At 71.5% G+C, this 23,147-nt stretch carries 21 protein-coding genes; 11 read left to right on the top strand and 10 right to left on the bottom strand.

All coding sequences use genetic code 11. The annotated features are described in order from the left end of the window. The first annotated feature begins 35 nt into the window (after nucleotides 1-35). A complete protein-coding gene (locus ACGH48_RS14245; protein WP_396289050.1) occupies nucleotides 36-950 on the top strand; it encodes a metallophosphoesterase in 915 nt (304 codons plus the stop codon). A 187-nt stretch (nucleotides 951-1,137) separates the two neighbouring features. After that, entirely contained in the window at nucleotides 1,138-2,199 is a 1,062-nt protein-coding gene (locus ACGH48_RS14240) for an NADP-dependent oxidoreductase (RefSeq protein WP_396289048.1), read from the top strand. 50 nt (nucleotides 2,200-2,249) lie between these two features. On the opposite strand, the gene ACGH48_RS14235 is transcribed toward ACGH48_RS14240, so the two are convergent. From ACGH48_RS14235 to ACGH48_RS14225, 3 genes are read right to left on the bottom strand one after another with little or no spacing between them, the layout of a single operon-like run. Then, complete coding sequence (locus tag ACGH48_RS14235; protein ID WP_340197567.1) at nucleotides 2,250-3,143, bottom strand: ABC transporter permease; 894 nt, start codon at nucleotides 3,141-3,143, stop codon at nucleotides 2,250-2,252. Then, on the bottom strand, nucleotides 3,130-4,092 hold the full coding sequence (locus tag ACGH48_RS14230; RefSeq protein WP_340197582.1) for an ABC transporter ATP-binding protein: 963 nt from the start codon (nucleotides 4,090-4,092) through the stop codon (nucleotides 3,130-3,132). The genes ACGH48_RS14235 and ACGH48_RS14230 overlap by 14 nt, the downstream gene beginning before the upstream one ends. A gap of 38 nt (nucleotides 4,093-4,130) precedes the next feature. Next, nucleotides 4,131-5,207, bottom strand: a complete 1,077-nt coding sequence (locus ACGH48_RS14225) for an outer membrane lipoprotein carrier protein LolA (RefSeq protein ID WP_396289046.1) — start codon at nucleotides 5,205-5,207, stop codon at nucleotides 4,131-4,133. Nucleotides 5,208-5,349: 142 nt separating this feature from the next. On the opposite strand from ACGH48_RS14225, the gene ACGH48_RS14220 reads away from it, so the two are divergent. Next, nucleotides 5,350-6,396 carry an Abi family protein gene (locus ACGH48_RS14220; protein WP_396289044.1) on the top strand — a complete coding sequence of 349 codons (1,047 nt, stop codon included), beginning with the start codon at nucleotides 5,350-5,352 and terminating at the stop codon, nucleotides 6,394-6,396. A 47-nt stretch (nucleotides 6,397-6,443) separates the two neighbouring features. Next, nucleotides 6,444-7,913, top strand: a complete 1,470-nt coding sequence (locus tag ACGH48_RS14215) for an FGGY-family carbohydrate kinase (RefSeq protein WP_396289043.1) — start codon at nucleotides 6,444-6,446, stop codon at nucleotides 7,911-7,913. Between the two features lie 97 nt (nucleotides 7,914-8,010). Here ACGH48_RS14215 and ACGH48_RS14210 read toward each other — a convergent pair whose 3' ends face one another. The 4 genes from ACGH48_RS14210 to ACGH48_RS14195 are packed head-to-tail and all read right to left on the bottom strand — an operon-like array spanning nucleotide 8,011 to nucleotide 12,715. Then, nucleotides 8,011-8,493 (bottom strand): ribose-5-phosphate isomerase, encoded by a 483-nt coding sequence (locus ACGH48_RS14210; protein ID WP_340197562.1) that lies wholly within the window; start codon nucleotides 8,491-8,493, stop codon nucleotides 8,011-8,013. After that, nucleotides 8,490-10,229 carry a dihydroxyacetone kinase family protein gene (locus ACGH48_RS14205; RefSeq protein ID WP_396289042.1) on the bottom strand — a complete coding sequence of 580 codons (1,740 nt, stop codon included), beginning with the start codon at nucleotides 10,227-10,229 and terminating at the stop codon, nucleotides 8,490-8,492. Before ACGH48_RS14205 ends, ACGH48_RS14210 begins: the two co-directional genes overlap by 4 nt. Before the next feature lie 11 nt (nucleotides 10,230-10,240). Continuing rightward, nucleotides 10,241-11,557 carry an MFS transporter gene (locus ACGH48_RS14200; RefSeq protein ID WP_396289041.1) on the bottom strand — a complete coding sequence of 439 codons (1,317 nt, stop codon included), beginning with the start codon at nucleotides 11,555-11,557 and terminating at the stop codon, nucleotides 10,241-10,243. Nucleotides 11,558-11,584: 27 nt separating this feature from the next. Next, nucleotides 11,585-12,715 (bottom strand): zinc-binding dehydrogenase, encoded by a 1,131-nt coding sequence (locus ACGH48_RS14195; protein ID WP_340197560.1) that lies wholly within the window; start codon nucleotides 12,713-12,715, stop codon nucleotides 11,585-11,587. Nucleotides 12,716-12,821: 106 nt separating this feature from the next. Between ACGH48_RS14195 and ACGH48_RS14190 the strand changes: the two genes are divergently transcribed. Together ACGH48_RS14190 and ACGH48_RS14185 are read left to right on the top strand one after the other, a co-directional pair. Further along, nucleotides 12,822-13,640, top strand: a complete 819-nt coding sequence (locus tag ACGH48_RS14190) for a GolD/DthD family dehydrogenase (protein WP_396289039.1) — start codon at nucleotides 12,822-12,824, stop codon at nucleotides 13,638-13,640. 25 nt (nucleotides 13,641-13,665) lie between these two features. Further along, nucleotides 13,666-14,628 (top strand): sugar-binding domain-containing protein, encoded by a 963-nt coding sequence (locus tag ACGH48_RS14185; protein WP_340197558.1) that lies wholly within the window; start codon nucleotides 13,666-13,668, stop codon nucleotides 14,626-14,628. A 189-nt stretch (nucleotides 14,629-14,817) separates the two neighbouring features. On the opposite strand, the gene ACGH48_RS14180 is transcribed toward ACGH48_RS14185, so the two are convergent. Continuing rightward, nucleotides 14,818-15,342, bottom strand: a complete 525-nt coding sequence (locus ACGH48_RS14180; RefSeq protein ID WP_396289036.1) for a DinB family protein — start codon at nucleotides 15,340-15,342, stop codon at nucleotides 14,818-14,820. A 191-nt stretch (nucleotides 15,343-15,533) separates the two neighbouring features. Here ACGH48_RS14180 and ACGH48_RS14175 point away from each other — a divergent pair, with 191 nt between their 5' ends. Continuing rightward, on the top strand, nucleotides 15,534-17,057 hold the full coding sequence (locus ACGH48_RS14175) for an MFS transporter (protein ID WP_396289035.1): 1,524 nt from the start codon (nucleotides 15,534-15,536) through the stop codon (nucleotides 17,055-17,057). A gap of 161 nt (nucleotides 17,058-17,218) precedes the next feature. On the opposite strand, the gene ACGH48_RS14170 is transcribed toward ACGH48_RS14175, so the two are convergent. Further along, entirely contained in the window at nucleotides 17,219-18,247 is a 1,029-nt protein-coding gene (locus ACGH48_RS14170) for a GTP-binding protein (protein ID WP_396289034.1), read from the bottom strand. A gap of 57 nt (nucleotides 18,248-18,304) precedes the next feature. On the opposite strand from ACGH48_RS14170, the gene ykgO reads away from it, so the two are divergent. Together ykgO and ACGH48_RS14160 are read left to right on the top strand one after the other, a co-directional pair. Beyond that, the gene (gene ykgO, locus ACGH48_RS14165) at nucleotides 18,305-18,427 is read left to right on the top strand and encodes a type B 50S ribosomal protein L36 (RefSeq protein ID WP_022905672.1); all 123 of its coding nucleotides are present in this window, start codon (nucleotides 18,305-18,307) and stop codon (nucleotides 18,425-18,427) included. A 28-nt stretch (nucleotides 18,428-18,455) separates the two neighbouring features. Beyond that, nucleotides 18,456-19,112, top strand: a complete 657-nt coding sequence (locus ACGH48_RS14160; protein WP_222658255.1) for a histidine phosphatase family protein — start codon at nucleotides 18,456-18,458, stop codon at nucleotides 19,110-19,112. Between the two features lie 109 nt (nucleotides 19,113-19,221). Here ACGH48_RS14160 and ACGH48_RS14155 read toward each other — a convergent pair whose 3' ends face one another. Further along, nucleotides 19,222-20,982: an FAD-dependent oxidoreductase gene (locus tag ACGH48_RS14155; RefSeq protein ID WP_396289033.1), complete on the bottom strand. Its 1,761-nt coding sequence runs from the start codon at nucleotides 20,980-20,982 to the stop codon at nucleotides 19,222-19,224. A 191-nt stretch (nucleotides 20,983-21,173) separates the two neighbouring features. On the opposite strand from ACGH48_RS14155, the gene ACGH48_RS14150 reads away from it, so the two are divergent. Then, nucleotides 21,174-22,136, top strand: coding sequence for a sugar-binding transcriptional regulator (locus tag ACGH48_RS14150; protein WP_396289031.1), 963 nt, complete (start codon nucleotides 21,174-21,176; stop codon nucleotides 22,134-22,136). Nucleotides 22,137-22,185: 49 nt separating this feature from the next. Continuing rightward, nucleotides 22,186-23,145, top strand: a complete 960-nt coding sequence (locus ACGH48_RS14145) for an AraC family transcriptional regulator (protein WP_123313975.1) — start codon at nucleotides 22,186-22,188, stop codon at nucleotides 23,143-23,145. Nucleotides 23,146-23,147: the final 2 nt, after the last annotated feature.

The following is a 23,147-nucleotide window of genomic DNA, read 5'->3' as shown; positions in this document are numbered from 1 at the left end:
AGCCCGTCCATCGCCCGCGTGGCTAGCGTGGAACCATGCAGCCGCCCGCAGCCGGAACCCTCCGCGTCCTCCACCTCTCCGACACCCACCTGACCGGCGACGGCGCCCCGCACCAGGGCTCCGTCGACACCACCGCGGCCCTCGAGAGCGTGCTCGCCCGCGTCGACGGGGTGCCCGGTATCGGTCTCGTCGTCGTCTCGGGCGACGTCTCCGAGGACGGCAGCCCCGAGTCCTACGCCGCCGTCCTCGAACGGGTCGGCGGATGGGCGGAGCGGCACGGAGCCGCCCTCGTCGCGGTCCCGGGCAACCACGACCTGCGGGAGGGCTTCCGCCAGGTCCTGTCCAACGGCCACGTCCTCGGTGAGGGCGGCCGCCCGGTGATGCACACGATGGAGTACCACCCGCCGACCGTGCCGGTGTGGGGGCAGTCCCTCGTCGCGGGCCGCCGGATCGTCACCGTCGACACGAGCGTGCCGGGTGCGGGCTACGGTGAGGTCAGCGAAGCGAGCCTGGAACGGCTCCGCACCGCGCTCGCCGGCGACCACGCCCCGCACGGCACGATCGTCGTCCTGCACCACCCGCCCCTGCCGGCCCCGACCGAGCTGCACGAGGCGCTGCGCCTGCAGAACCCCGAGGCGCTCGCCGACGTGGTCCGTGGCTCCGACGTGCGCGTCGTCCTGGGTGGGCACTACCACCACCACTTCGCCGGTTCGCTGGCCGGCGTCCCGGTCCTGGTCGCCCCCGGGGTCGCGAACGACACGGACGTCACCGGCGCGTACGACGAGGAATCGGCGTACGTCGACAGCGGCGCCCTCGTCGTCGACGTCGCCGAGGACGGCTCCGTCTGGTCGACGCCGCTGCGCGTCCCGCGCCCCGACGCCGACCCGCTCGCCTTCCACCTCGACGCAGAGACCGTCGCATCCGTCATCGCGGCCGCCGGCAAGCACTGAGCGCCACCTGCGCTGTGCGCGCGACGCGCACTGGACGTGCGTGGCTGACGGACGGGAGGCCCGTGGCGACGCCGCCACGGGCCTCCCGTCCGCTCGTCGGAACCGTCCACTGCCGGTACCCCGCCTGTTCGGGCTGCACGCGGGGAAACCGAGTAGGCCGGACGCACACGCCAGCGAAGGAGCACCCATGCGGAACGGCAAGGCAGTCCAGTACGACCGGTACGGCGACTTCAGCGTCGTCGAGCTCGTCCCCCAGGACAAGCCGACGGCCGGCCCCGGCGAGATAGTCGTCGAGATCGTCGCCGCCGGGTTGAACCACATCGAGCGGTTCCTGCGCGAGGGGAAGCTCCGGGACCACATCGAGCTCGAGTTCCCGGCACGGCAGGGCGTCGACTTCGCCGGCATCGTCCGGGCGCGTGGCGACGGCGTGAAGGACCTGCGGGTCGGCGACGAGGTCATGGGGCACGCGCCGCAGGGTGGATCGCACGCGAACTGGATCGCGGTGCCGCGCGGAGCGGTCATCAAGAAGCCGGAGTACGTCGGGTGGGAGGTCGCCGGTGGCCTGTACCTCGCCGGGTGCACGGCGGTGTCGGTGGTGCGATCGCTGCGCCTCGGCCCGGACGACACCGTCGTCATCACCGCGGCAGCGGGCGGTGTCGGGCACATCGAGAGTCAGCTGGCGCACGACGCCGGCGCGACCGTGATCACCCTCGGCAGCGCGCGCAACCACGACTACCTGCGGCAGATCGGGACGCTGCCGGTCGTGTACGGGGAGGGTGAGGAAGAGCGCATCCGGGCGATCGCGGACGGCCGACCGATCACCGCCTTCATCGACAACCACGGGGAGAGCAACGCCGAGCTCCTGGCGGATCGCCTCGGCGTCGGTGCGGAGCGTTTCGTGTCGTCGGACGACCGCCGCGACATCGAGCTCCGGTTCCTGCGCGCCCCGGCAGAGGACGAGGAGACCCGGGAGCTCCTGACCCTGTTGGCGAAGGCCCTGCAGGAACGCCGCTTCCAGGTGCTCATCTCGGGCTTCTACCCGTTCGAGTACATCGTCGAGGCGTACGAGGACCTGGCCGAGATGAAGTCGCGCGGCAAGGTCGTCATCGGCATGCAGACCGTCGAGACCGGAGCGCGGCTCGACTGGTACCGCTCCGAGAAGGCCCGCGACCTGCGGGACCGCTACGCGGATGCGCGCGGCTCCGAGACGGAGACGATGGCGGGCGGATCGGCGACACCGGCGAGTTGACGCGGTCGGGCCCGGCGCTCGGGCCCGGCGGTCGGGCCCGGCGGTCGGGCTCAGCTCAGGATGTCCTTCGAGGCGAACCGGCTGTACGCCAGCGCACCGAACACGACGACGTAGCCGAGCTGCAGCACCGCGTTCGACCCGAACGAGTCGAACGAGATCGGGTCGCGCAGCAGGTCACCGAACCCCAGCCACTGGTGCGAGAACAGGTACGGGTGCAGCCAGTCGAGCTGGGGCAGCTGGTCGAGGACCTGCGAGGCCCCGGCCAGCACGACCGTCGCGGCCATCGCGCCGACCGGCACGTTCGTCAGCGTCGAGGCGAACATGCCGATCGCCACCAGCCCGAGCATCGACATCGCCACGTACAGGGCGAGCAGGAGCGCCCGTCCGGCGTAGGACGCTCCGCCGACCTGGGTGCCGGACAGCAGCGTGACCGGGCCGATCGGGAACAGCACGGCACCGATCGCGGCACCGACGAGCACCACCAGCAGCGTGGCCGCCAGGCAGAACGCCACCGCCCCGGCGAACTTCACGAGGATGAACCGCACCCGGCCGGTCGGCGCGACGAGCAGGTAGCGGATGGTGCCGTGGCTGGCTTCCCCTGCGACGGTGTCGCCCGCGACCACGCCGACGGTGAGCGGCAGGAAGAGCGGGATCGACACGGTCAGCGCGGTGAACGCCACGAACAGGCCGTTGTTGGTGATGTCGCCGAGGAACGCCGGGCCACCGTCGTCACCGTCGGTCGTGAGCTTCACGGCGACCGCGATGAGGATCGGCACCAGGGCGAGCGCACCGAGCATCGCCCAGGTGCGGCGACGTCGGAACACCAGCGCGAGTTCGGAGCCGAGCAGGGCGAAGGGGCGCTGCCGGCGCTGAGCCGGCGCGGCGGTGTCCGCCGACGGACGAGCGGTCTCGGGCAGCGAGCCTGCAGTGTCAGGCAGCGACATCGAAGCCCTCTCCGGTGAGTGCGACGAACAGGTCCTCGAGCGTGCCGCCGCCGACCGTCAGCCCACGGACCCGGACGTCGGCGCGGACGAGCTCGGCGGTGATGGTCTCCGGCAGGAGCTCGTGCGGCAGGTCCGCCACCAGGACGTCGGCGCCGCCGTCGTGCCGGGGCGCGAGCCCGAGCCGCGTCAGCACACTGCCCGCCTGCCCGACGTCGGGCGTGCGGACGGTCACGGTGCGGGCTCCTGCGGAGCGCAGTTCGTCGAGCTCGCCCTGCGCGACGAGCTTGCCGGTGCGCATCACCGCTGCGTGGGTGCAGACCTGTTCGATCTCGGCGAGCAGGTGGCTCGACACGAACACGGTCGTGCCGTCGTCCGCCAGGGAACGGATGAGGTTGCGGACCTCGCGGGTGCCCTGCGGGTCGAGGCCGTTGGTCGGCTCGTCGAGCACCAGCAGGTCCCGCGGGGAGAGCAGGGCGTTCGCCAGGCCCAGCCGCTGCTTCATGCCGAGCGAGTACGCGTGCGCCTTCTTGTCGGCGGCGTGGGTCAGGCCGACACGGTCGAGGGCGTGTGCGACGCGGTCCTTCCGGGTGCGCGGGTCCGACGTGGGGTCCGCCGCGTCGAAGCGCTGCAGGTTCGCCCGTCCGGACAGGTACGGGTAGAAGGCCGGCCCCTCGACCAGGGCGCCGACGCGCGGCAGCACCTGGTGCAGCGCCTTCGGCATCGACTGGCCGAGCACCTCGATCGTGCCACCCGTCGCGCTCGACAGTCCGAGGAGCATCCGGATCGTGGTCGTCTTGCCGGACCCGTTCGGTCCGAGGAACCCGAACACCGCGCCGCGCGGCACCGACAGGTCGATCCCGTCGACGGCGCGCTGCTTGCGGAAGACCTTCTGGAGGCCCGTGGTGCGGATGGCGAGGTCGGTGTCCGGGGTCGGGCGGGTCGCGTCCACGGCGGTGGGGACCGTCGTGCGCGCGGGTTCCGGTGCGCTCACTTCGCGGCGGCGACCAGCGACGACACCGGCACGGCGCCGGCGAGGACCCGGCCGTCGTCGGTCAGGTACACCGACACGAGCGAGGTCTGGACGGCACGGCCGCCGTCGACCGCCTTCGTGAGCTGGCCGAGCAGACCCGAGGCCTCGTCGCCGAGGGACGACTGGTCCACGGTGCCGGCGGGGAGCTCGGCGATCGTGCCCCAGCCCTCGCCGGTGAACGTCGGCTCGTCGCCGTCGTGCGCACCGCGAGCGTGATCGCCCTTCGCGTGCGCGTCGTGCTCGGCGTCGGACAGGTCCTTCTCGGTGACCTTCGCGTTCGACGGCGGCGTGAAGTCGAAGAGCCGCGCGGCCGGGGCGCCGTAGTCGAGGCTGGTGAACCCGACCTGCACCGCGGGGTCGTCCTGCCCGGCGGCCTGGATCGTCGCACGGAGCGGGAGCCCGGTCTGCTGGTCGACCGCCAGTCGGACGGTGCCGACCAGGGTGTCGGAGGACTTCGGCGTCAGGGTGATCTGCCAGGCGTCGTGACCTGCGACGCTGACCTCGGTCGGCTTCGAGACCGTGGTGGTCGGGGTGATGGCGTCGACGGCCTGCTCCGCGATGTCGGTCGGCGTGGTGGTGCCGTCCTGCGGGCCCTTCGCCGAGTCGGAGGGGAGCGTCACGTGCGTGGCGGTGCGCTCCTTCGAGTCCCAGGTCCAGACCTCGGACCCGTTGCGGACCAGGTCCTGCTCGGCGAGCTGCTGCGTCAGCTGGACGCGCTGCTTGCTGGCACCGTCGACGTAGACACGGGCGGTGTGCGACGAGGTGAGCAGGCCGAGCACGTCCGAGGCGTCGCCCTCGAGTGAGGATCCGCCGGAGCCGGTCGGCAGCTCGGGGAGTCCGAGGTCGCTCGACTGCGTGAGCTTGCCGGAGTACTGCGCGTCCGACGACTTCGCGATGCTGGCGATGACGTCCGCTGCGGTCGGGTTCGTCCCCGCGATCGGGTCGTTCGCGGCGTTCGCGATCATCGGAGCGGCGACGGCGCCGGCGACGACCACCGGCGCGATGACTGCTGGCAGCCAGGCTGACTTCTTCATCGGGTTCCCCTCGTGGTGCATCGGAGTCGTGAGTACGGTACGTCCGGCCCCCGACAGGCAGCTGGGCGTCTCGGCCGGGGAGAACATGTTGTCCACACTCGTTCATCGGACCCCACCGCGTCGTCAGCCTCGGGTATGATCGATGCATCACGATCAGCCCGTCGCCGTCTGGCCCGGGCTGATTTTCTTTTCACCTGGGGGTGTGGTGGTCGAGTACTCGAAGCCCTGGCTCACGCTGGATCAGCAGGTCGAGCGGCTGCGCGGCCGCGGGCTCGTCGTGGAGTCACACCGGGCGGCTGTCGACCTGCTCGACCGGGTCGGTTACTACCGCCTGACGGGCTACCTCTACCCGCTCCGGCAGCCGGACGTCGTCGGTGATGGACACGAGGTCCCGCAGCACATCACGCTGCGTGAGACGTACCGAACCGGAGCGTCGATCGAGCACGCCCGTTCCCTGATGGACCACGACCGCGCGCTGCGGCTCCTCGTGCTCGACGGAGTCGAGCGGATCGAGGTCGCAGTCCGCACCAAGATCGCCCACGTGCTCGGCCGGAACGGACCGTTCGCGCATCGGGATCCGGCCTCGTTCACCCCGTCGTTCCGCCAGGTGGGCGAAGCAGGAACGAGCGGGCACGAACGTTGGATCGAGCGGGTTCGAGCCCGGCAGGACCGATCGGACGAGGTCTTCGTCGCGCACTTCCGGACCAGGTACGACGGACAGCTGCCGGTCTGGGCGCTGACCGAGATCCTGGAGTTCGGACAGGTCGCCCGACTGTACGGCGGTCTCTCGAACGTGCTCGGGACGGAGATCGCGATGGCGCTCGGAGCGCCGTCGAAGCGTGTCCTCGGCAGCTGGCTCGCCTCGGTCAACTACGTCCGGAACGTCGCGGCGCATCACGCCAGGCTGTTCAACCGCAAGCTCGTGGTTGCTCCGAAACGCCCCGCGAACGTTCCCGAGTTCGACCACCTTCGACGAACCGAACACGCGAAGGTGGTGTTCGGGGTCTACGGAGTGTTGGTGGTCATGGCCTTCCTGCTGCGCCGCATCGATGCTGACTGCGCGTGGCGCCAGCGTGCCACCGCCCTGCTCCACGATTTTCCCGACGTACCGGGTGTGAGCACTGCGGATCTCGGTGCGCCGGTGGGCTGGGCCCTGGAGTCGATCTGGCGGCCCGCGGAAGGTTCGTAGACTCGGGACGCGACCGACGGCGGTCGTGTGGCGGCGAAGGAGGCGGCATGCGGGCGGTGCTCGGTCTGGACATCGGGACGTCGAGCACGAAGGCGCTGCTGGCCCGGTTCGACGGCACCGTGATCGCCGAGGTGGGTCGCAAGCACGACGTCGACCGCCCTGCCCAGGGGCTGGTCGAGATGGACGCGGCCGTGTGGTGGGACGAGTTCACGACGCTGACGCACGAGCTCCTCGCGCTCGTCCCCGAGGCCGACGTGCAGGCGGTCGGGGTGAGCGGCATCGGTCCGTGCGTGCTGCTCACCGACGCGGTCGGCGAGCCGTTGCGCCCGGCGGTCCTGTACGGCGTCGACACCCGGACCGCCGACCTGCTGGACGAGCTGACCGCGGAACTCGGTGGCGAGGACGCGGTCCGTGCGCGCTGCGGCTCCGGGCTGAGCACGCAGGCCGCCGGGGCGAAGCTCGCGTGGGTCGCCCGGCACGAGCCCGAGGTGTGGGCGCGTGCCGTCCGCTTCACGATGCCGGCGTCGCGCGTGGTGGAGCTGCTCACCGGGGAGTACGTCCTCGACCACCACTCGGCCAGCCAGACCACGCCGCTCTACGACGTGCACGAGAACGTGTGGATCCCCGAGTGGTGCGAGCGGCTCGCGCCCGGCCTGCCCATGCCGCGGCTGCTGTGGTCCGGTGACCAGGCGGGCGTGGTGACGCGCGAGGCGGCCGCGGCCACGGGCCTCCCGGTCGGCATCCCCGTGACGGCCGGCACCATCGACGCGTGGGCGGAGGGCGTGAGCGTCGGCGAGTCCGTGCCGGGCCGGATGTTCCTGCAGTACGGCACCACGATGTTCATGATCGTGCCGACCACCGAGCCGACGCCGGTGCCGGGGATGTGGACGACGGTCGGGACGCACCCGGGGCAGCCGAGCGTGTCGGGAGGGATGGCGACCTCCGGGGCGATCACCGACTGGCTGCGACGGCTGGTCGACGGCGAGTGGGCGACCATGCTCGAGGAGGCGCGGTGTGCCGGGATCGGCGCGAACGGGCTGTTGATGCTGCCGTACTTCGCGGGGGAGCGGACGCCCATCGCCGACCCGGACGCGCGCGGGGTGATCGCCGGGCTGACCGTGCGGCACACGCGTGGCGACGTCTACCGGGCGACGCTCGAGGCGACGGCCTACGCGGTCCGGCACAACATCGAGGTGCTGCGTGCCGCCGGGGTCGAGGTCCGCGAGCTCGTCGGGGCCGGCGGCGGGCTGCTCGGACGGCTCTGGCCGACGATCGTGAGCGACGTGACCGGGCTGCGGCAGACGGTGCCGTCGGTGACCGTGGGAGCGTCGTACGGGTCGGCGTTCCTGGCGGCAGCGCTCGTGGCCGACGTCGACATCCGGCAGTGGAACCCGCCGGCGACGGTCATCGAGCCGGACCCCGTCGCGACGGCTGCGTACGAGCCCGGGTACCACGACTACCGCGAGCTGTACGAGGCGACGAAGGCCGTCGTGCACCGCTTGGCCGCGCGCAGCTGACCGTTCGACACCGCGCAACGGACACAGCACCGCGCAGGTGCACGGTGCTGTGTCCGGAACCTGGTTCCGCGGGAGTGCGCTCGCGCCCGCGCCGCGCCTACGCCTGGGCGTCGACGCCGGCGGGGGCGCTGCCGTCGTACTCGCAGATCGCCTGGACCTTCGAAGCACTGGCACTGGAGCGGTCGAACTCGTAGCCGAGCCACTCCTTCGCCAGACGGCGGGCGAGCTCGACGCCGACGACGCGCTGGCCCATGCAGAGGACCTGGGCGTCGTTCGACAGGACCGAGCGCTCCACGCTGTACGAGTCGTGCGCGGTGACGGCACGGATGCCCGGCACCTTGTTGGCGCTGATCGCCACACCGAGGCCGGTGCCGCAGATCAGGATCGCGCGGTCGGCCTCGCCGTTCGCGACCAGGCGTGCGGCGTCGACGGCGACGTGCGGGTACGCCGTGTGGCCGTCCGCGTCGACGCCGACGTCGGTGACGTCCGACACCCGGTCGTCGGCGAGCAGGTCGGCCTTGATGATCTCCTTGTAGTCGAACCCGGCGTCGTCGGACCCGATCACGAGACGGTACGTCATGCGTGTGTTCCTTCCTTGTCAGCACGGGCGGCGAGGACCTCGCCGATCCGCGTGAGGATCATCCCCATCGAGGTGGCACCCGCGTCGGGTGTCCCCAGGCTCTTCTCCGCCAGCGGTCGGGCACGCCCGACCTTCGGTGTGAGGTCTGCGGTCGCAGCGGCTTCCGTCACCGCGACCTGGGCGGCAGCCTGCCACGCCACGGTGAGTGGACGGCCAGCATCGACGCCGCTCCGCAGCTCGTCCACGAACGGCAGCAGTGCGTCGAGCAGCGTCTTGTCGCCGCGGGACGCCCCACCCAGGTGCACGATCGAGTCGGCGAAGGCCTGGGCGGCCTCGACGACGTCGGACGCCTCGTACGCGGAGCGGTCGTCGCGCAGCGACCGACCGAAGGCCTCGAGTGCCGCACCCCACAGGACTCCCGAGGTGCCGCCCGCGAACTCGGCCCACGCGTCACCGGCACGTCCGAGGACGAAGGCGACCCCCGCCTCCTGGCCGACCCTGCCGACGGCCTTGCGGGCCGCACCGATCCCCTTCACCATGCCGCGTCCGTGGTCGCCGTCGCCGGCGACCGCGTCGATGCGGCCGAGTTCCTCCTCGTGCTCCCGCAGGAGCGCGTCGATCGCGTCGATCGCGTCGCGCGCCGTCTGCGCGGCCTGCCGGGAGGCACTGCTCGCGTCCGGCACGACCGTCGCCTCGTCCTCGGCGTCGTCCACTGCGTCGGCCGGCAGCAACGCCGCGATCGGCGCCGCCGCCTTGCGGTACGCGGGCGTGTAGGTGTCCGCACGCCACAGGGGTTCGAGCTCGTCGTCGAGCCACTGCAGGGTCAGCGAGCAGCCACCCATGTCGAGGCTCGTGACGAGTTCTCCGACCTCGGGCTCGACGACCTCGAGGCCGGCCTCCTGCAGCAGCGGGAGCACGCGACCCCAGAGCAGGAAGAGCTCCTCGTACTTCGTGTCGCCGAGGCCGTTGAGGATCGGGGCGACCCGGGTCCGCGCGCCGGCCGGTCGGTCGGCGAGGAGTCGTGACACGAGCAGGTCGGCGAGTTCGGTCGCACGCAGGAGCGGGACGTCCTCGATACCGGGCTCCCCGTGGATGCCGAGCCCGAGGCCGAGGTGGCCGTCGGGCACGGTGAAGAGCGGCTCGGTCGCACCGGGCATGGTGCACCCGGAGAACGCGACGCCGATGGTGCGGGTGGCCGCGTTCGAAGCGGTGCCGAGCCGTTCGACCTCGTCGAGGTCGGCACCCGCTGCGGCGGCCGCGCCCATCGCTTTGAAGACCGAGAAGTCCCCGGCGATGCCGCGGCGCTTCGACTCCTCGTCGGCGCTCGCGATGTCGTCGGTGACGACGACGATGCGGGTGTCGATGCCCTCGGCACGCAGGCGCTCGGCGGCAAGTCCGAAGTTCATGGTGTCGCCGGCGTAGTTGCCGAAGGACAGCACGACACCCTTCCCCTGGTCCGCTGCCTTGGCGACCGAGTAGACCTGCGCGGTCGACGGCGAGGTGAAGACGTTGCCGACGACGGCGCCGGTGGCGAACCCCGGGCCGACGATCCCGCAGAACGCCGGGTAGTGGCCGGAACCGCCGCCGACGACCACCGCGACCTGGGGTTCCGCGCCCTCGGTGGGCAGGGTGACGACGCCGCCGTGGACGCCGCGGACGCGGTCGGCGTAGAGCGCGAGCCAGCCGGCGAGCTGGTCCTCGGCGAACTCGTCGGGGGCGTCGTGGATCGTGGTCATGCTGGAGTCCTTCAGTGGGAGGTACGGGCGCCCTGGGGCACCTTGAGGAAGTGGATCATCACGAACGCGCAGGCGTACAGGCCGACGAACGTCCAGGTCGCGGCCTCACCGCCACCGCCGAGCGCGAACACCGCCGCGACCACACCGGTGCCGAGGAACGCCGCGCCACCCGCTGCCGTCGTGTACATCGCCATCGCGGCGCCCTTGTGCTCGGGGGCGAGCGCCGGCATGATCGCGCCCATCGGCACGAAGCCGGCGAGCAGGCAGCCGAACACGCAGCCGGCGACGACGGAGAGCACGTAGCCCCAGTCGGACCCGGCGGGGACGAGCTGCGGGACGTACCACCAGGCGATGAGGCCGAGGGCGGACCCGACGATGCCGAACCACTTGACGGTGCGCTGCCAGCCGATCTTGTCGCCGACCCAGCCGAACAGGGCGTTCACGAGGATGTTCGTGGCGTACACGCAGACCGTCATGAGCAGCCAGCGGCTCTGGCCCCACCCGCGCTCGTTCGCGATGACGGCGGGCAGGACGACGAACATGCCGAACTCGGGCGCGGTGTTGATCAGGCGGACCAGGAAGCCCATCAGGATCTTCGGCCGGGTGACGGTCAGGCGGATGCCGCTCGTCAGCACTTGCCAGGCGCTCTCGCTGGCCGGGGCGATGCGGGAGAACCCGTTCGGCAGGCGCACGCCGAACAGCATGATGAGGAAGCCGATCACGACGAGGCCGATCGAGGCGACCATCGCGCCCGTCTCGCCGATCGTGCCGCCGCCGAACACCGGGATGGCACCGATCGCGAAGAGCGAGCCGAGCGTCGGCAGGCCGCCCGTGAACGCGACGTAGAACCAGCCGACGGCCGAACCGTTCCGCTCGACCGGGGTGGTGATGTTCACCCAGACCAGGAACGCGAACGCGAAGAGCGGGTAGCCGAAGCCCCGGACGGCGTAGGCGACGGCGGCGAACGGCACGCTGCCGATGTTCAGCGCGAGGAGGAACAGCACCTCGAAGACGACCCAGACGGCGAACCCGAGGATCATCACCCGGCGCGGCCCGATCAGGTCGGAGAGGGCGCCGGAGACGTAGCTGCCGATCAGCGCGGCGAGGCTGTAGAAGGTGACGATCGTCGCGACGGTGGCCTCGGGGCTGCCGAGGACCGCGACCATGTGCGGGGTGATGAAGTTCGACTCGACGCCGTTCCCGGTCATGAAGACCAGGACGGCGACGAACCCGAGGGCGAGGGGACGGGGGATGCCCATCCGGTCGAGGCGGCCCTCTGCGCGAGGGGTCGTGGGCGCACCGGTGGCGCGCTGTGTCGTCGTTGACATGCTTGCTGACTCCTGGGGTGGGCGGGCTCAGGCCTGCAGGGACGGAATGATCGAGACCTTGACGCTCGCGCCGGCGGAGTCGCCGACCAGGTCGAGGGCCTCCTGGAACCGCTCGAGCGGGAACTGGTGCGTGCAGATCTCCGACATCGGCAGGGTCTCGGCCTCGAGCAGCTTGATCGCCGCCGGCCAGGTGTGCGGACCGAGGTGGGCACCGCGGACGTCGAGCTCCTTGTCGTCCGAGATGATCGACCAGTCGACGGAGACGTCGTCCTTGAACACCGAGTACTCGACGAAGGTGCCGAGCTTCCGCAGCAGGTTGAGCCCCTGCGGGACCGCGGACGGGTGGCCGGTCGCTTCGATGTAGACGTCGGCGCCGTAGCCGTCGGTGAGCTCCTTGACCCGGGCGACCGCGTCCTCCTCGGCGATGTTGATCGTCAGGTCCGCGCCGACCTTGCGGGCCAGTTCGAGCTTCGCGTCGACCACGTCGAGGGCGATGATCCGGAGCGGGTTCTTCTGTCGCGCACCGGCGATGGCGGAGAGGCCGATCGGTCCGGCGCCGGCGATCACGACGGTGTCGCCGAACTTGATGTCCCCGCGCTCGACGGCGTGGAACGCGCAGGACAGGGGCTCTGCGAACGCGGCGACCTGACCGGGCAGGGCACTCGACACCGGGTGGGTCAGTGCCTTGGCGGGGACGAGGACGTACTCGGCCATCGCGCCGTCGTGGCCCTTGAACCCGAACATGTCGTGGACGTTGCACATCCAGTACGCGCCCTCGAGGCAGTACCGGCACTCCCAGCACGGCACGATCTGCTCGCACGCGATGCGGTCCCCGAGCGAGACCTTCCGCTTCGCCAGGGTGTCGTCGTCGCCGGAGACGATCGTCCCGACGAACTCGTGCCCGGGGATGCGGTCGGTCTCGGCCCAGGCGGCGCGGTTCTCGTCACCCCAGAACTTCGCGGCGCCGTGGTAGCACTTCAGGTCGCTCGCGCAGATGCCGACGGCGTCGGTGCGGAGCAGGAGTTCGCCGGGGCCGGGCGTGGGCACGGGGCGTTCCTCGAGCCGGTAGTCGCCGGGCCCGTGGACGACGACGGCTCGCATCGTCGTGGGGATGGTCGTGGTGGCGGTCGTGGCCGCGTGCTCGGTCGTCGTCGACATGCGCTGCTCCTTCGTTGGACGGCTTCGGCGATGACTGTACACCTCGCAGAACGTTTGTCCAGAACACAATTTCTGGTAGGTTCCGACCGAACGCAAAGGAGCGCCCATGACCACCAGCACCCCGACCGACTTCGCCGCAGCCCTCCGACCGGGGCCGGACACGATCGACTTCACCAACGACTTCGCCGGACGGACGGCGGTGGTGACGGGCGGCGCCTCCGGCATCGGGAACGCCATCGCCCGGGCGCTCGCCGCACGGGGTGCGCGGGTCGCGATCGTCGACGCCCGCGCGGACGGCGCCACGGCGGCGGCAGCCGACCTGCCGGGCGCGGCCACGGGCCTCCATGCCGGGTTCGGCTGCGACGTGACGGACGAGACCTCCGTGGCGCGCACCGTCGCCGAGGTCATCGCACGCTTCGGACGCGTCGACGTCCTCGTCAACTGCGCCGGGATCGCCGCACTCGCTCCGGCGGACGAACTGTCCGCCGAGACCTGGTCGAGGACGATCGACGTCAACCTGACCGGGACGTTCCGCGTCGCCCAGGCCGTCGGTCGGCACATGCTCGCCGCCGGGTACGGCCGCGTCGTCAACATCGCCTCGCAGGCGGCGCACGTCGGCATCGACGGGCACGCCGCCTACTGCGCCTCGAAGGCCGGCGTCATCGGACTCACCCGCGCGCTCGCGCTCGAGTGGGGCGGCCGGGGCGTCACCGTGAACACCGTGTCGCCCACCGTCGTCCTCACCGACCTCGGCCGGGCCGCGTGGGCGAACGAGAACGGGATCCGGCACCAGGACGAGATCCCCACCGGCCGGTTCGCCACCCCGGACGAGATCGCCGCCGCGGTGCTGTTCCTGGCGGGGGAGTCGAGCGCGATGGTGAACGGGACCGACCTCCGGGTGGACGGCGGGTTCACGATCCGCTGACGCGCGCCAGGGCTACGATCGCCCCATGTCCGCCGAGATCCCCGCCGCCGAGGGTGCCCGGACCCGTTTCCCGCTCGACACCGTCTACCAGGCGGCGCGGATGTACTACCTCGAGGACGCCACCCAGGTCGAGATCGCCTCGCGCCTCGGGGTCTCGCGTCCCACGGTCAGCCGGCTCGTCGCCGAGGCGCGCAAGGCCGGACTCGTCCGCATCGAGGTCGTCGACCCGTTCCAGGACGAGACCGTCGCGCTCGCCGAACGGCTGCAGGTGGTGCTCGGGATCCGCGCCGTGCACCTGGCCGCCGTCACGCACACCGCCACGCTCGGAGCCGACCTCGCAGCACCCCTCGCCGCTGCGGTCGAGGGCATGGGGCTCGTCCCCGGCGACGCCGTCCTGATGTCGTCGGGCCGCACCGTGTACGACGTCGCGCACGCGGGCATGCCGAGCCTGCCCGGTGTGCAGCTCGTCCCGACGGTCGGCGGCCAGGCCGACCCGATGCCGTGGTTCCAGACGAACGAGATCACCCGGACCGCCGCCGAGCACTCCGGGGCGATCCCCGCGTTCCTGTTCGCGCAGGCCCTGCCGTCGCCCGCGATGCGCTCCTCGCTCGACGAGGACCCGGCGTTCCAGCACGTCGTCGGGCTCTGGGGGCGGGCGAAGGGCGCGATCCTCGGCATCGGTGCGCCGACGCCGACGCGTGACGCCCTGGCGCGGGGTGTCCCCGTCGAGGACGCCGCGTTCGACCACGCCGCAGGCGACGTCTGCCTCAACTTCTACGCGGCTGACGGCTCGCCCATCGAGTTCCCCGGCAGCGACCGGATGGTGCGGACGTCGCGCGAGGTCCTGTCCGGTGTGCCGCACGCCGTCGGCGTCGCCGTCGGCAGCGCCAAGGTCGGCAGCATCGTCGGCGCGGTGCGCGGGGGACTCGTCAACGAGCTGGTGTCGGACGCCGCGACGGCGCGCGCCCTGCTCGACGCGCTCGCCTGAGCGGTCTGGCTCGGCGCCTGATCCTTCCCATCACGCGTGCGATGGATGGTGCTTCCGGGCATACCTGGCCGTTTCTTCGTGGCAGGTACGCCCGGTTCGGGCAGGTACGCCCGGTTCCGGGGCGACTGCAGGCGGACGGGAGGCGCGGGGCGGGGCCGCACCGCGCCTCCAGGCCGGTGGTTCCCGCGTCTAGTGCGTGCGCCGCACGTCCCACAGGTGGTGGACGGGGTCGTGCGCGTAGTAGGTGGCGAGCGTCGCGACGGTGAAGGCACTGCCGTCGGACCGGAGGCCCGTGCGCTCGAGCTGGTCGTCGCGGACCTCGTCGAACGCCCGGGCTGCCCGGTGTGCGGCCTCGCCGAGTTCGCGGGCGACCACGGCCGGGTCCTGCTCGCCGTAGTGCTCCTCGACCGCCGTGGCGTCCTGGTCCCAGTTCGGGAACGTCGGGGCGTCCTCGGCGAGCATCAGTGCGAGCCGCTCGGTCATCTTCCGGTGCACGTCGCGCACGTGGGCGCCGTACTCGAGTGCCGACCAGGTGTGGTCGTCGGGACGCTCGCGCACGTCATCCCGGCCGAGTTCGGTCGGCCACGCGGTGGTGTTCGCGTCGATGATCCCCGGCACGTCGCGGATCGACACCGTGGTGCCGTCGTAGCCGCACTCGGGGCAGGTGCCCTCGATGACCCAGGTCCAGCTCTTCGTCTCGGGTTCGATCGCCATGCGCCGATGTTATGTCCTCGTTACTCAGCCTCACGGATCCGCAGACGCATGCGGATCGGGCCCCACCCCCGTTCGGGTGACACGCCGTTGCCTGGGAATCACCGGCCAATGACATTTCGGTTGCTCGGTAACGTCGCTCGCTGTTCTGGGCCGGTACCCGTCGGCCCACCGATCCCCCCGAGGAGCGATGCATGGGTTCCGACCCCAGCAGTACCCACACCCGGCCGCGCCGACGTCTGCGCGAGAGCGACGTCACCGTGGTCGACAAGAGCATGATGCGCCGCGCGGTCAGCGGCATGGTCGTCGGCAACACGATGGAGTGGTACGACGTCGGTGTCTACGGCTACCTGGCGGTCACGATGGGGAAGGTCTTCCTGCCGACGGCCGAGCCCGCCGTGCAGATCCTGTTCAGTCTCGGTGTCTTCGCGGCGACCTACATCGCCCGCCCGCTCGGCGGCATCGTCTTCGGTCGGCTCGGCGACCGCATCGGGCGCCAGAAGGTGCTCGCGACGACGCTCATCATGATGGCGGCGTCGACGTTCCTCATCGGCGCGCTGCCCGCCTACGCGACGATCGGCGTGTTCGCCCCCGTCGTGCTGGTCGTGCTGAAGCTGGCGCAGGGCTTCTCGACCGGTGGTGAGTACGCCGGTGCGACGACCTTCGTGACCGAGTACGCACCGGACCGGCGCCGCGGGTTCTTCGCGAGCATCCTGGACTTCGGCAGCTACCTGGGCTTCGCGCTCGGCGCGACCGTCGTCTCGGTGCTGCAGATCACCCTCGGCGAGGAGGCGATGGTCGCCTACGGCTGGCGGTTCCCGTTCCTGGCGGCCGGCGTGATCGGCGTCGTGGCGATCTGGTTCCGCCTGCGCATCGAGGAGTCGCCGGTGTTCCAGGCGACCCAGGCGGCGCAGGAGGCTGCGTCCGAGACCCGTGCGTCCTTCGACGGTGAGCGTCCGGCGAACGTGCTCGTGATGGTGCGCGACCACTGGCGACCGATCGTCATCGCGATCATGCTCGTCGCGGCTTCGAACACCGTCGGGTACGCCCTGACCTCGTACATGCCGACGTACCTGACCGACTCGCTCGGGTACTCCGCCCTCGACGGCACGCTGCTGACGATCCCGGTCCTCCTGCTGCTCGCGGTGATGCTGCCGCTGACGGGCAAGCTGTCCGACAAGCTCGGCCGACGCGTCGTGATGTGGATCGGTGCGGCGACGACCGTGGTGCTCGTCGTGCCGGCGTTCATGCTGATCGGGCACGGTGCGCAGTGGTCGACGCTCGCCGGGCTCGGGCTGCTCGCGCTGATGACGGCGCTGTGGGTGTCGAACCAGGCGGCCTCGCTGCCGGCGCTGTTCCCCACCTCGACGCGGTACGGCGGCATGGGCTTCGCCTACAACATCGCCATCGCGGTGTTCGGCGGGACCACGCCCCTGATCGTGCAGGCGCTGCTGACCGTGACCGGCGACGAACTCGCCCCGGCGTACTTCCTGATGGCGATGAGCGTCGTCGGTGCGATCGGTGTCTTCTGCATGAAGGAGTCCTCACGTCGCCCGCTGCCCGGCTCGATGCCCGCGGTCGAGACCGAGGCCGAGGCGAAGGAGCTGGTGCTCACGCAGGACACCAACCCGCACCTGGACCTGGGGGACCTGCCGTTCGCCGCGCAGGACGCCGCCGCCCGGGCCGCCCGCGACGCCGAGGCCGTGCCGGCGCGCTGACGCCGGGGGCGCTCGGTCGACTCGGAACGACGAGGTCGATGTCGTACGACATCGACCTCGTCGTTCGTTGCCGACGCGCACTGTTGCGTCGGAGCAGGAACGACATCGTGGTCGTCGCACGACGTCGAGGATGTCGTTCGGGGTCCGCGCGCGCGGCGGCCTCACTCGTGCCGGTGCTCGGACGCCGGGTCCACCGCCGGCCACACGGGGAACGGGTCGGCCCACCCGCGCCAGAGGTCCGGCCCGGCGAGCAGCTCCGGCGGCGTGAGGAGCGCGCCGTCGAGGGCCCGTTCGATCGCGTGCACGTCGAGCCGCTCGCCGACGAACCACAGCGCCTGCCCGATCGGGGCGTCGGCGTCCCACGACGGGTTCGCGGTGGGGTCGAGCGCGAGCATGGCCCCGAAGCTCGACCACGAGCCGACGTGGTCCGGCCGGGACGCCAGGCGGAAGAACCCGCGCGACCGCAGCACGCGGCCGTTCACCCCGGCGGACAGATCCTCGGCGATGACGGACGCAAGTCGTCCGGGGTGGAACGGCAGCGGCTCCCGGTAGCGCATCGCGACCAGGTCGTCGCGGGCGTCCCGTCCGGTGTCCGCGCCGCTCGACAGTGCCCGCATCCAGCCGGCGCCGGATGCCAGGACCCGTGCGGCCCCGCCGTTCGAGGCGGGCAGGTCGCGCGCGGTCCGGAGCGCGGGCAGCGCCACGATGACGGCCTGCGGCGCGAGTCGGTGCAGCAGCGCGACCAGGGCACGACGGCGGCGGAGGGGGAGCGGCGCGAGCCGGTCGAGCGCGATGACGGTCGCGTACTCGACGAGCGATGCGACCCGGTCGGCGGCCACGAACGCGTCGTCGACGTCGGACCACAGCAGGTGCGCGACGTCGTCGGCGCGCAGCACCCCGACGACGTGTCGGAGCACCCGGTCGTCACCGGTCTCCGAGCGTGCGGCGTTCGCGAGCAGCATGCCCACGGCGCGGGCGTCGGAGCCGGGCTGCAGGGTGACGACGAGGCCGTGGTCGGCGTCGGGGCCGCACACGCGGTCGAGGTGGTCGGTCCGCTCGGCGACCGCGCGGGCCGCCGCGAACGCGCTCCCGTCGACGTGCATCCGGTGCCCCGCGGCGATCCGGGCGGCGACGCGGTCGGCGTCGACCTCGTGGAGGGCGGTGACGAGGGTGATGGCAGCAACACGCATGTCGGGTACCCTACCTGAAAACCGTTCTCAACAAGAGGGCACCGACGGAGGAGAACCATGAAGGTCCGCAACTCGCTCAAGGCACTCAAGAAGATCCCCGGCTCGCAGGTCGTCCGGCGCCGGGGCCGCGTCTACGTCATCAACAAGCAGAACCCGCGGTGGAACACCCGGCAGGGCTGACGTCGGCGGTGGTCCGTAGGGTGGATCCATGCGACTGCTGCTCATCCGCCACGGCCAGACCCCCGCGAACGTGAACGGCGTGCTCGACGCCGTGGTGCCCGGGCCGGGCCTGACCGAGCTCGGCCAGCAGCAGGCGGACGCCCTGCCCGCGGCCCTGGCCGACCGGGGGATCGAGCGGCTCTTCGCCTCGACCATGGTCCGGACGCAGATCACCGCGGCACCCCTCGCGGCGTCGCTCGGGCTCGAGCCCGTCGTGCTGCCCGGACTCCGTGAGATCGAGGCCGGCGACACCCAGGGCAAGCGCGACACGGTGTCCGTGCAGACCTACATCTCCACCGTGCACGGCTGGTCCGGCGGAGACCGCACGACCCGGATGCCCGGGGCGGAGAGCGGGATCGAGTTCTTCGAGCGGTACGACGACGCCGTGCGGCAGATCGAGGCCACCGGCGTCGGCGTGGCGGCGGCGGTGAGCCACGGTGCGGCGATCCGCACCTGGGCGAGCGCGGCCGCCGACAACACCCCGGACCACTTCGGCACCAAGCGCCACCTGGAGAACACCGGCATCGTCGAGCTCGAGGGGTCCTTCGCCGACGGCTGGCACCTGGTCGACTGGGAGGGCGAGCCGGTCGGCGGCGACCAGCTCATCGACCGCACCGCGCTCGACCCCACCGGCGAGCGCTACTGACGCACGGGTCGCCGACGCGACCAGCGGCTCGCGAAGGCGACCCACGAACGGACGGGAGGCCCGGTACCAGCTGGTACCGGGCCTCCCGTCCGTCTCGTGGTCGCGTCGACTACGCGAGCTGCGACGCCGACGCCTGTGCCGTTGCGGACGTCAGCGGCACGATCACGCGGTGCGCCTCGCGCAGCACGTCGAGCGTGCGCTGGACCTCGTCCGCGCGCTCCTCGGGCGTCCAGCCGAGTGCCCCGGCGAGCACGTCGGCCAGCTCGTCGAGCAGGTCGATCGTGACGCCGCCGACGAACGCCAGGTTCGTGCGGCGCAGGACGACGTCCACCAGGTGGACGGCCTGCTCGTGCTCGGCGAAGTACGCGACTTCGGCGCGGGTGAGCGACGGGTCGGACTCGAGCGCCTCGACGGGGCCGTCGGTCAGGACGTCCACGACCTCGGCGGCACGGGTGCCGTACCGCTCGAGCAGGCCCTCGACCAGGGACTCGTCCAGGCCGTCACGGTGCGAGGTGATCCACAGGGCGCGCTGCGCGTCGGTGGTCGGGAACTCCTTGCCACCGCCGATCGGCATGCCGGTGGTGTCGACCGTGCGGGTCATGCCGAGCTTCGTGGTGGCCTCGGTCGACAGGTGTGCGGCGAGGGCGCGGAACGTCGTCCACTTGCCACCGACGAGCGACAGCACGGTCGACTTCGGCAGCCCGGCGATCTGGGTGTCCACGATCCGGTAGTCACGCGACACGAAGCCGGGGGCGGTGTCCTCGTGACGGGGGAGCGGGCGGATGCCGGAGTAGCTGTAGACGATGTGGTCGCGGGTGACGTCGATCTGCGGGAACACGTGCTTCACGAGCCCGAAGAAGTAGTCGATCTCCTCGTCGGTCGTCGTGACCGGTTTCGACGGGTCGGCGTCGATGTCGGTCGTGCCGATGAGGACCCGGCCCTTGAGTGGGTAGATGAGGACGATGCGTCCGTCGTCGTTCTCGAAGAACAGCTCGCGACCCTTGGTGGCCTCGAGCAGCTCGTCGTTCTGGACCACGATATGCGAGCCCTTCGTGCCGCCCATGAACTTCGTCTCGCCGCCGAACGCCTCGTTCGTCAGGTCGGTCCAGGGGCCGGACGCGTTGATGACGACGTCGGCGGTGAACACGAACTCCGAACCGGTCTCGCGGTCGCGCAGGAGCACACCGCCGTCGCGGGTGCCGGCGGCCTCGACGTAGTTGGTGGCGCGGGCGGTGGCGGCGGAGCCGGTCCCGGTGCCCGCGGCGATGCCGTCCTTCAGGACGTCGAGCGCCAGGCGCTCGGGCTCGTGCACGCTCGCGTCGTAGTAGGTGCCCGTGTACTTCAGGTCCTTGTTGAGGGCCGGCATGTCCTCGAGCGCGGCCTTCTTGGTGCGGAAGACGTGCTTCGGGACGGAGCCGCCGTCGCGCGAGAAGGAGTCGTAGATCGTCATGCCGATCTTGATGAGCATCGCGCCGCGCTCCCTGGTGGAGCGCTGCTTGTGCGTCAGCATGCGCAGCGGGGCGTTCATGATGCCCGAGAACGTCGAGAAGATCGGCATCGTCGTCTGCAGCGGCTTGACGTAGTGCGGGGCGATGCGGATCAGGCCGTTGCGCTCCTGCACGCTCTCGCGCACCAGGCGGAACTCGCCGTTCTCCAGGTAGCGGATGCCGCCGTGGATCATGTGGCTCGACGCCGCGGACGCGCCGGAGGCGTAGTCGCCGCGCTCGACGAGGGCGACGTCGACGCCCTGCAGCGCGAGGTCGCGGAACGTGGCGATGCCGTTGATGCCGCCGCCGACGACGAGGACCTGCGCGTTCGGGCGCTCGGTGAGGGCGGTCACCGTGTTCCGGGGCTGTGTCTTCTTCGACATGGTTCGTCGCTTCCTTCGTCTGTTCTCGTGGTCAGGATCGATCGTGCGCCGGTTTGGGAGGTCGGGCAACTCACGTGCACGAACGTGCAGCACACGTGTCGTCCGCCCCGATCGGGGGACCGGGAGGCGCGACAGGGGTTGCAGAGGCCGTGCACGTCCGTGCATGGTTGCGTTCGACAGATCGGAGCACCATGAGCGATGCGGCTCAGCCCATGCGCACGCAGCAGGCGCTGCGCGCCGCACACCTGTACTACCTGCAGGACCTGACGATGGACGCCATCGCCGACGAGCTCGCGACCTCGCGCTCCTCGGTGTCGCGCCTGCTGAAGTACGCCAGGGACACCGGACTCGTCGACATCCAGATCCGCTCGCCCCTGGACCAGGCCGCTGCCCTGAGTCGCAGCATCCGCTCGCGGTTCGGCGTGCACGCGCACGTGGTCCCGGTGCCGGACCACACGAGCGACGTCGACCGCCTGGAGCGGGTCGCCCTCTCCGCCGCCCGGATCCTGACGCAGTACGTCGAGTCGAACATGGTCATCGGGATCTCGTGGGGCTCGACGGTGAGCGCGGTCAGCCGGTACCTGGTGCCGAAGACCACGCACGGGTCGGCCATCGTGCAGATCAACGGCGCCGCGAACACCCGGACCACGGGCATCGTCTACGCCTCGGAGATCCTGCGGCGGTTCGGCGAGGCGTACGGCGCGTTCGTCCAGCAGTTCCCGGTGCCGGCGTTCTTCGACGACCCCGCCACGAAGGAGGCGCTGTTCCGCGAGCGCTCGATCCGCCGTGTGCTCGACCTGCACGAACGGATGGACCTGGTGGTGTTCGGTGTCGGCGCCCCGCAGGCCCCGGTGCCGTCGCACGTCTACTCCGGCGGCTACCTCGACCCCGCGGACCGCGACGAGCTCACGAAGGCCCAGGTCGTCGGCGACGTCTCGACCGTGTTCTACCGGGCCGACGGGTCGTGGCGGGACATCGGGGTGAACGCGCGCGCGGGCGGCCCGGACCTCGACACCATCAAGCGCGCTCCGCGTCGGGTGTGCGTCGTCGCGGGCCGGTCGAAGGCGGCGTCGTTGCGGGGCGCACTGGCCTCCGGGCTGGTCACGGACCTGATCCTGGACGAGAGCGTCGGGCAGGCGATCCTGCAGCCCTGAGTCAGGATGTGACGCAGGTTTGTCGGTGGTCGCTCGTAGGTTCTCGGACATGGTGCTTTCCCTCGAACGACCGAGCAGCCGGTACTCCCGTCGGGTGGTCGGCAGCGACGTCGACCAGGCGCTCGCGTTCTTCGGGCGCGACTACGACTTCCGGGCGCCCGCGGTCCGGCGCACCCGCCCGACCGCGCACTGGGACTTCGCCGGCGTCGGCGACGACCGGATGTCGTTGCGCTCGTCACGGTTCATGGTCGACCTGCGCAGTGAGAGCCAGGTCGACGACGAGTTCCTGGTGGCCTGGATGCGGAGCGGCTCGAGCCGGATCACCTGCGGTGGCGAGACCTGGGCGCTCGAAGCGGGCGTCCCCGTCGTGCTGCCGTTCGCCGAGCCGTACTCCCTGCACCACCGCGACATCGCGTTGAACCTCGTGCACCTGGACCGCGACTTCGTCCGGGCACTGGTCGGCGACGACGACTTCGCGTTCGAGTCGATGCAGCGCCCGACGGCTGCGGGTCTGGCCGTCTGGCAGGACGTGGTCCGGGCGCACTCGTCGACGTGGCTCGACGTCGACCACGAGCTCGACCCGATCGCGCAGCGCGACATCGCCGAGGCGTTCGCGACCGCCGCCGTCCGCGCCTTCCCGCGGCGCGACCGGTGGCGGTCGACCGTGTCCGGCGGCGGCCCGGAGCACGGCCGACTCCGCCGGGCGCTCGACTTCGTGCACGATCACGCCCGTGAGCCGATCGGCACGCCGGAGATCGCCGCGGCCGCCGGGCTCAGCCCACGCGGGCTGCAGCAGTCGCTGCGACGACACCTCGACCAGACCCCCGGCGACCTGCTGCGCGGGGTGCGACTCGACGGTGCGCGGGCGGACCTGCTCGGGGGTGCGCGCGACGAGACCACGGTCGCCGACATCGCCCGGTCATGGGGCTTCGGGCACCTCGGGCGGTTCTCGGCGACGTACCGCACCCGCTTCGGCGAGCTGCCGAGCGAGTCGCTCCGCGCACGCTGACC

The organism is Curtobacterium pomorum (assembly GCF_044497295.1).
Classification (GTDB): domain Bacteria; phylum Actinomycetota; class Actinomycetes; order Actinomycetales; family Microbacteriaceae; genus Curtobacterium.
This window is presented reverse-complemented; position numbering and strand designations above follow the sequence as displayed.

What these genes read in the sequence shown, in the direction of transcription:
- ACGH48_RS14245 (WP_396289050.1), top strand. Translation starts at nt 36, where the DNA reads ATGCAGCCGCCCGCAGCCGGAACCCTCCGCGTCCTCCACCTCTCCGAC.
- ACGH48_RS14240 (WP_396289048.1), top strand. Translation starts at nt 1,138, where the DNA reads ATGCGGAACGGCAAGGCAGTCCAGTACGACCGGTACGGCGACTTCAGC.
- ACGH48_RS14235 (WP_340197567.1), bottom strand. Translation starts at nt 3,143, where the DNA reads ATGTCGCTGCCTGACACTGCAGGCTCGCTGCCCGAGACCGCTCGTCCG.
- ACGH48_RS14225 (WP_396289046.1), bottom strand. Translation starts at nt 5,207, where the DNA reads ATGAAGAAGTCAGCCTGGCTGCCAGCAGTCATCGCGCCGGTGGTCGTC.
- ACGH48_RS14220 (WP_396289044.1), top strand. Translation starts at nt 5,350, where the DNA reads ATGCATCACGATCAGCCCGTCGCCGTCTGGCCCGGGCTGATTTTCTTT.
- ACGH48_RS14215 (WP_396289043.1), top strand. Translation starts at nt 6,444, where the DNA reads ATGCGGGCGGTGCTCGGTCTGGACATCGGGACGTCGAGCACGAAGGCG.
- ACGH48_RS14210 (WP_340197562.1), bottom strand. Translation starts at nt 8,493, where the DNA reads ATGACGTACCGTCTCGTGATCGGGTCCGACGACGCCGGGTTCGACTAC.
- ACGH48_RS14205 (WP_396289042.1), bottom strand. Translation starts at nt 10,229, where the DNA reads ATGACCACGATCCACGACGCCCCCGACGAGTTCGCCGAGGACCAGCTC.
- ACGH48_RS14200 (WP_396289041.1), bottom strand. Translation starts at nt 11,557, where the DNA reads ATGTCAACGACGACACAGCGCGCCACCGGTGCGCCCACGACCCCTCGC.
- ACGH48_RS14195 (WP_340197560.1), bottom strand. Translation starts at nt 12,715, where the DNA reads ATGTCGACGACGACCGAGCACGCGGCCACGACCGCCACCACGACCATC.
- ACGH48_RS14190 (WP_396289039.1), top strand. Translation starts at nt 12,822, where the DNA reads ATGACCACCAGCACCCCGACCGACTTCGCCGCAGCCCTCCGACCGGGG.
- ACGH48_RS14185 (WP_340197558.1), top strand. Translation starts at nt 13,666, where the DNA reads ATGTCCGCCGAGATCCCCGCCGCCGAGGGTGCCCGGACCCGTTTCCCG.
- ACGH48_RS14180 (WP_396289036.1), bottom strand. Translation starts at nt 15,342, where the DNA reads ATGGCGATCGAACCCGAGACGAAGAGCTGGACCTGGGTCATCGAGGGC.
- ACGH48_RS14175 (WP_396289035.1), top strand. Translation starts at nt 15,534, where the DNA reads ATGGGTTCCGACCCCAGCAGTACCCACACCCGGCCGCGCCGACGTCTG.
- ACGH48_RS14170 (WP_396289034.1), bottom strand. Translation starts at nt 18,247, where the DNA reads ATGCGTGTTGCTGCCATCACCCTCGTCACCGCCCTCCACGAGGTCGAC.
- ykgO (WP_022905672.1), top strand. Translation starts at nt 18,305, where the DNA reads ATGAAGGTCCGCAACTCGCTCAAGGCACTCAAGAAGATCCCCGGCTCG.
- ACGH48_RS14160 (WP_222658255.1), top strand. Translation starts at nt 18,456, where the DNA reads ATGCGACTGCTGCTCATCCGCCACGGCCAGACCCCCGCGAACGTGAAC.
- ACGH48_RS14155 (WP_396289033.1), bottom strand. Translation starts at nt 20,982, where the DNA reads ATGTCGAAGAAGACACAGCCCCGGAACACGGTGACCGCCCTCACCGAG.
- ACGH48_RS14150 (WP_396289031.1), top strand. Translation starts at nt 21,174, where the DNA reads ATGAGCGATGCGGCTCAGCCCATGCGCACGCAGCAGGCGCTGCGCGCC.
- ACGH48_RS14145 (WP_123313975.1), top strand. Translation starts at nt 22,186, where the DNA reads ATGGTGCTTTCCCTCGAACGACCGAGCAGCCGGTACTCCCGTCGGGTG.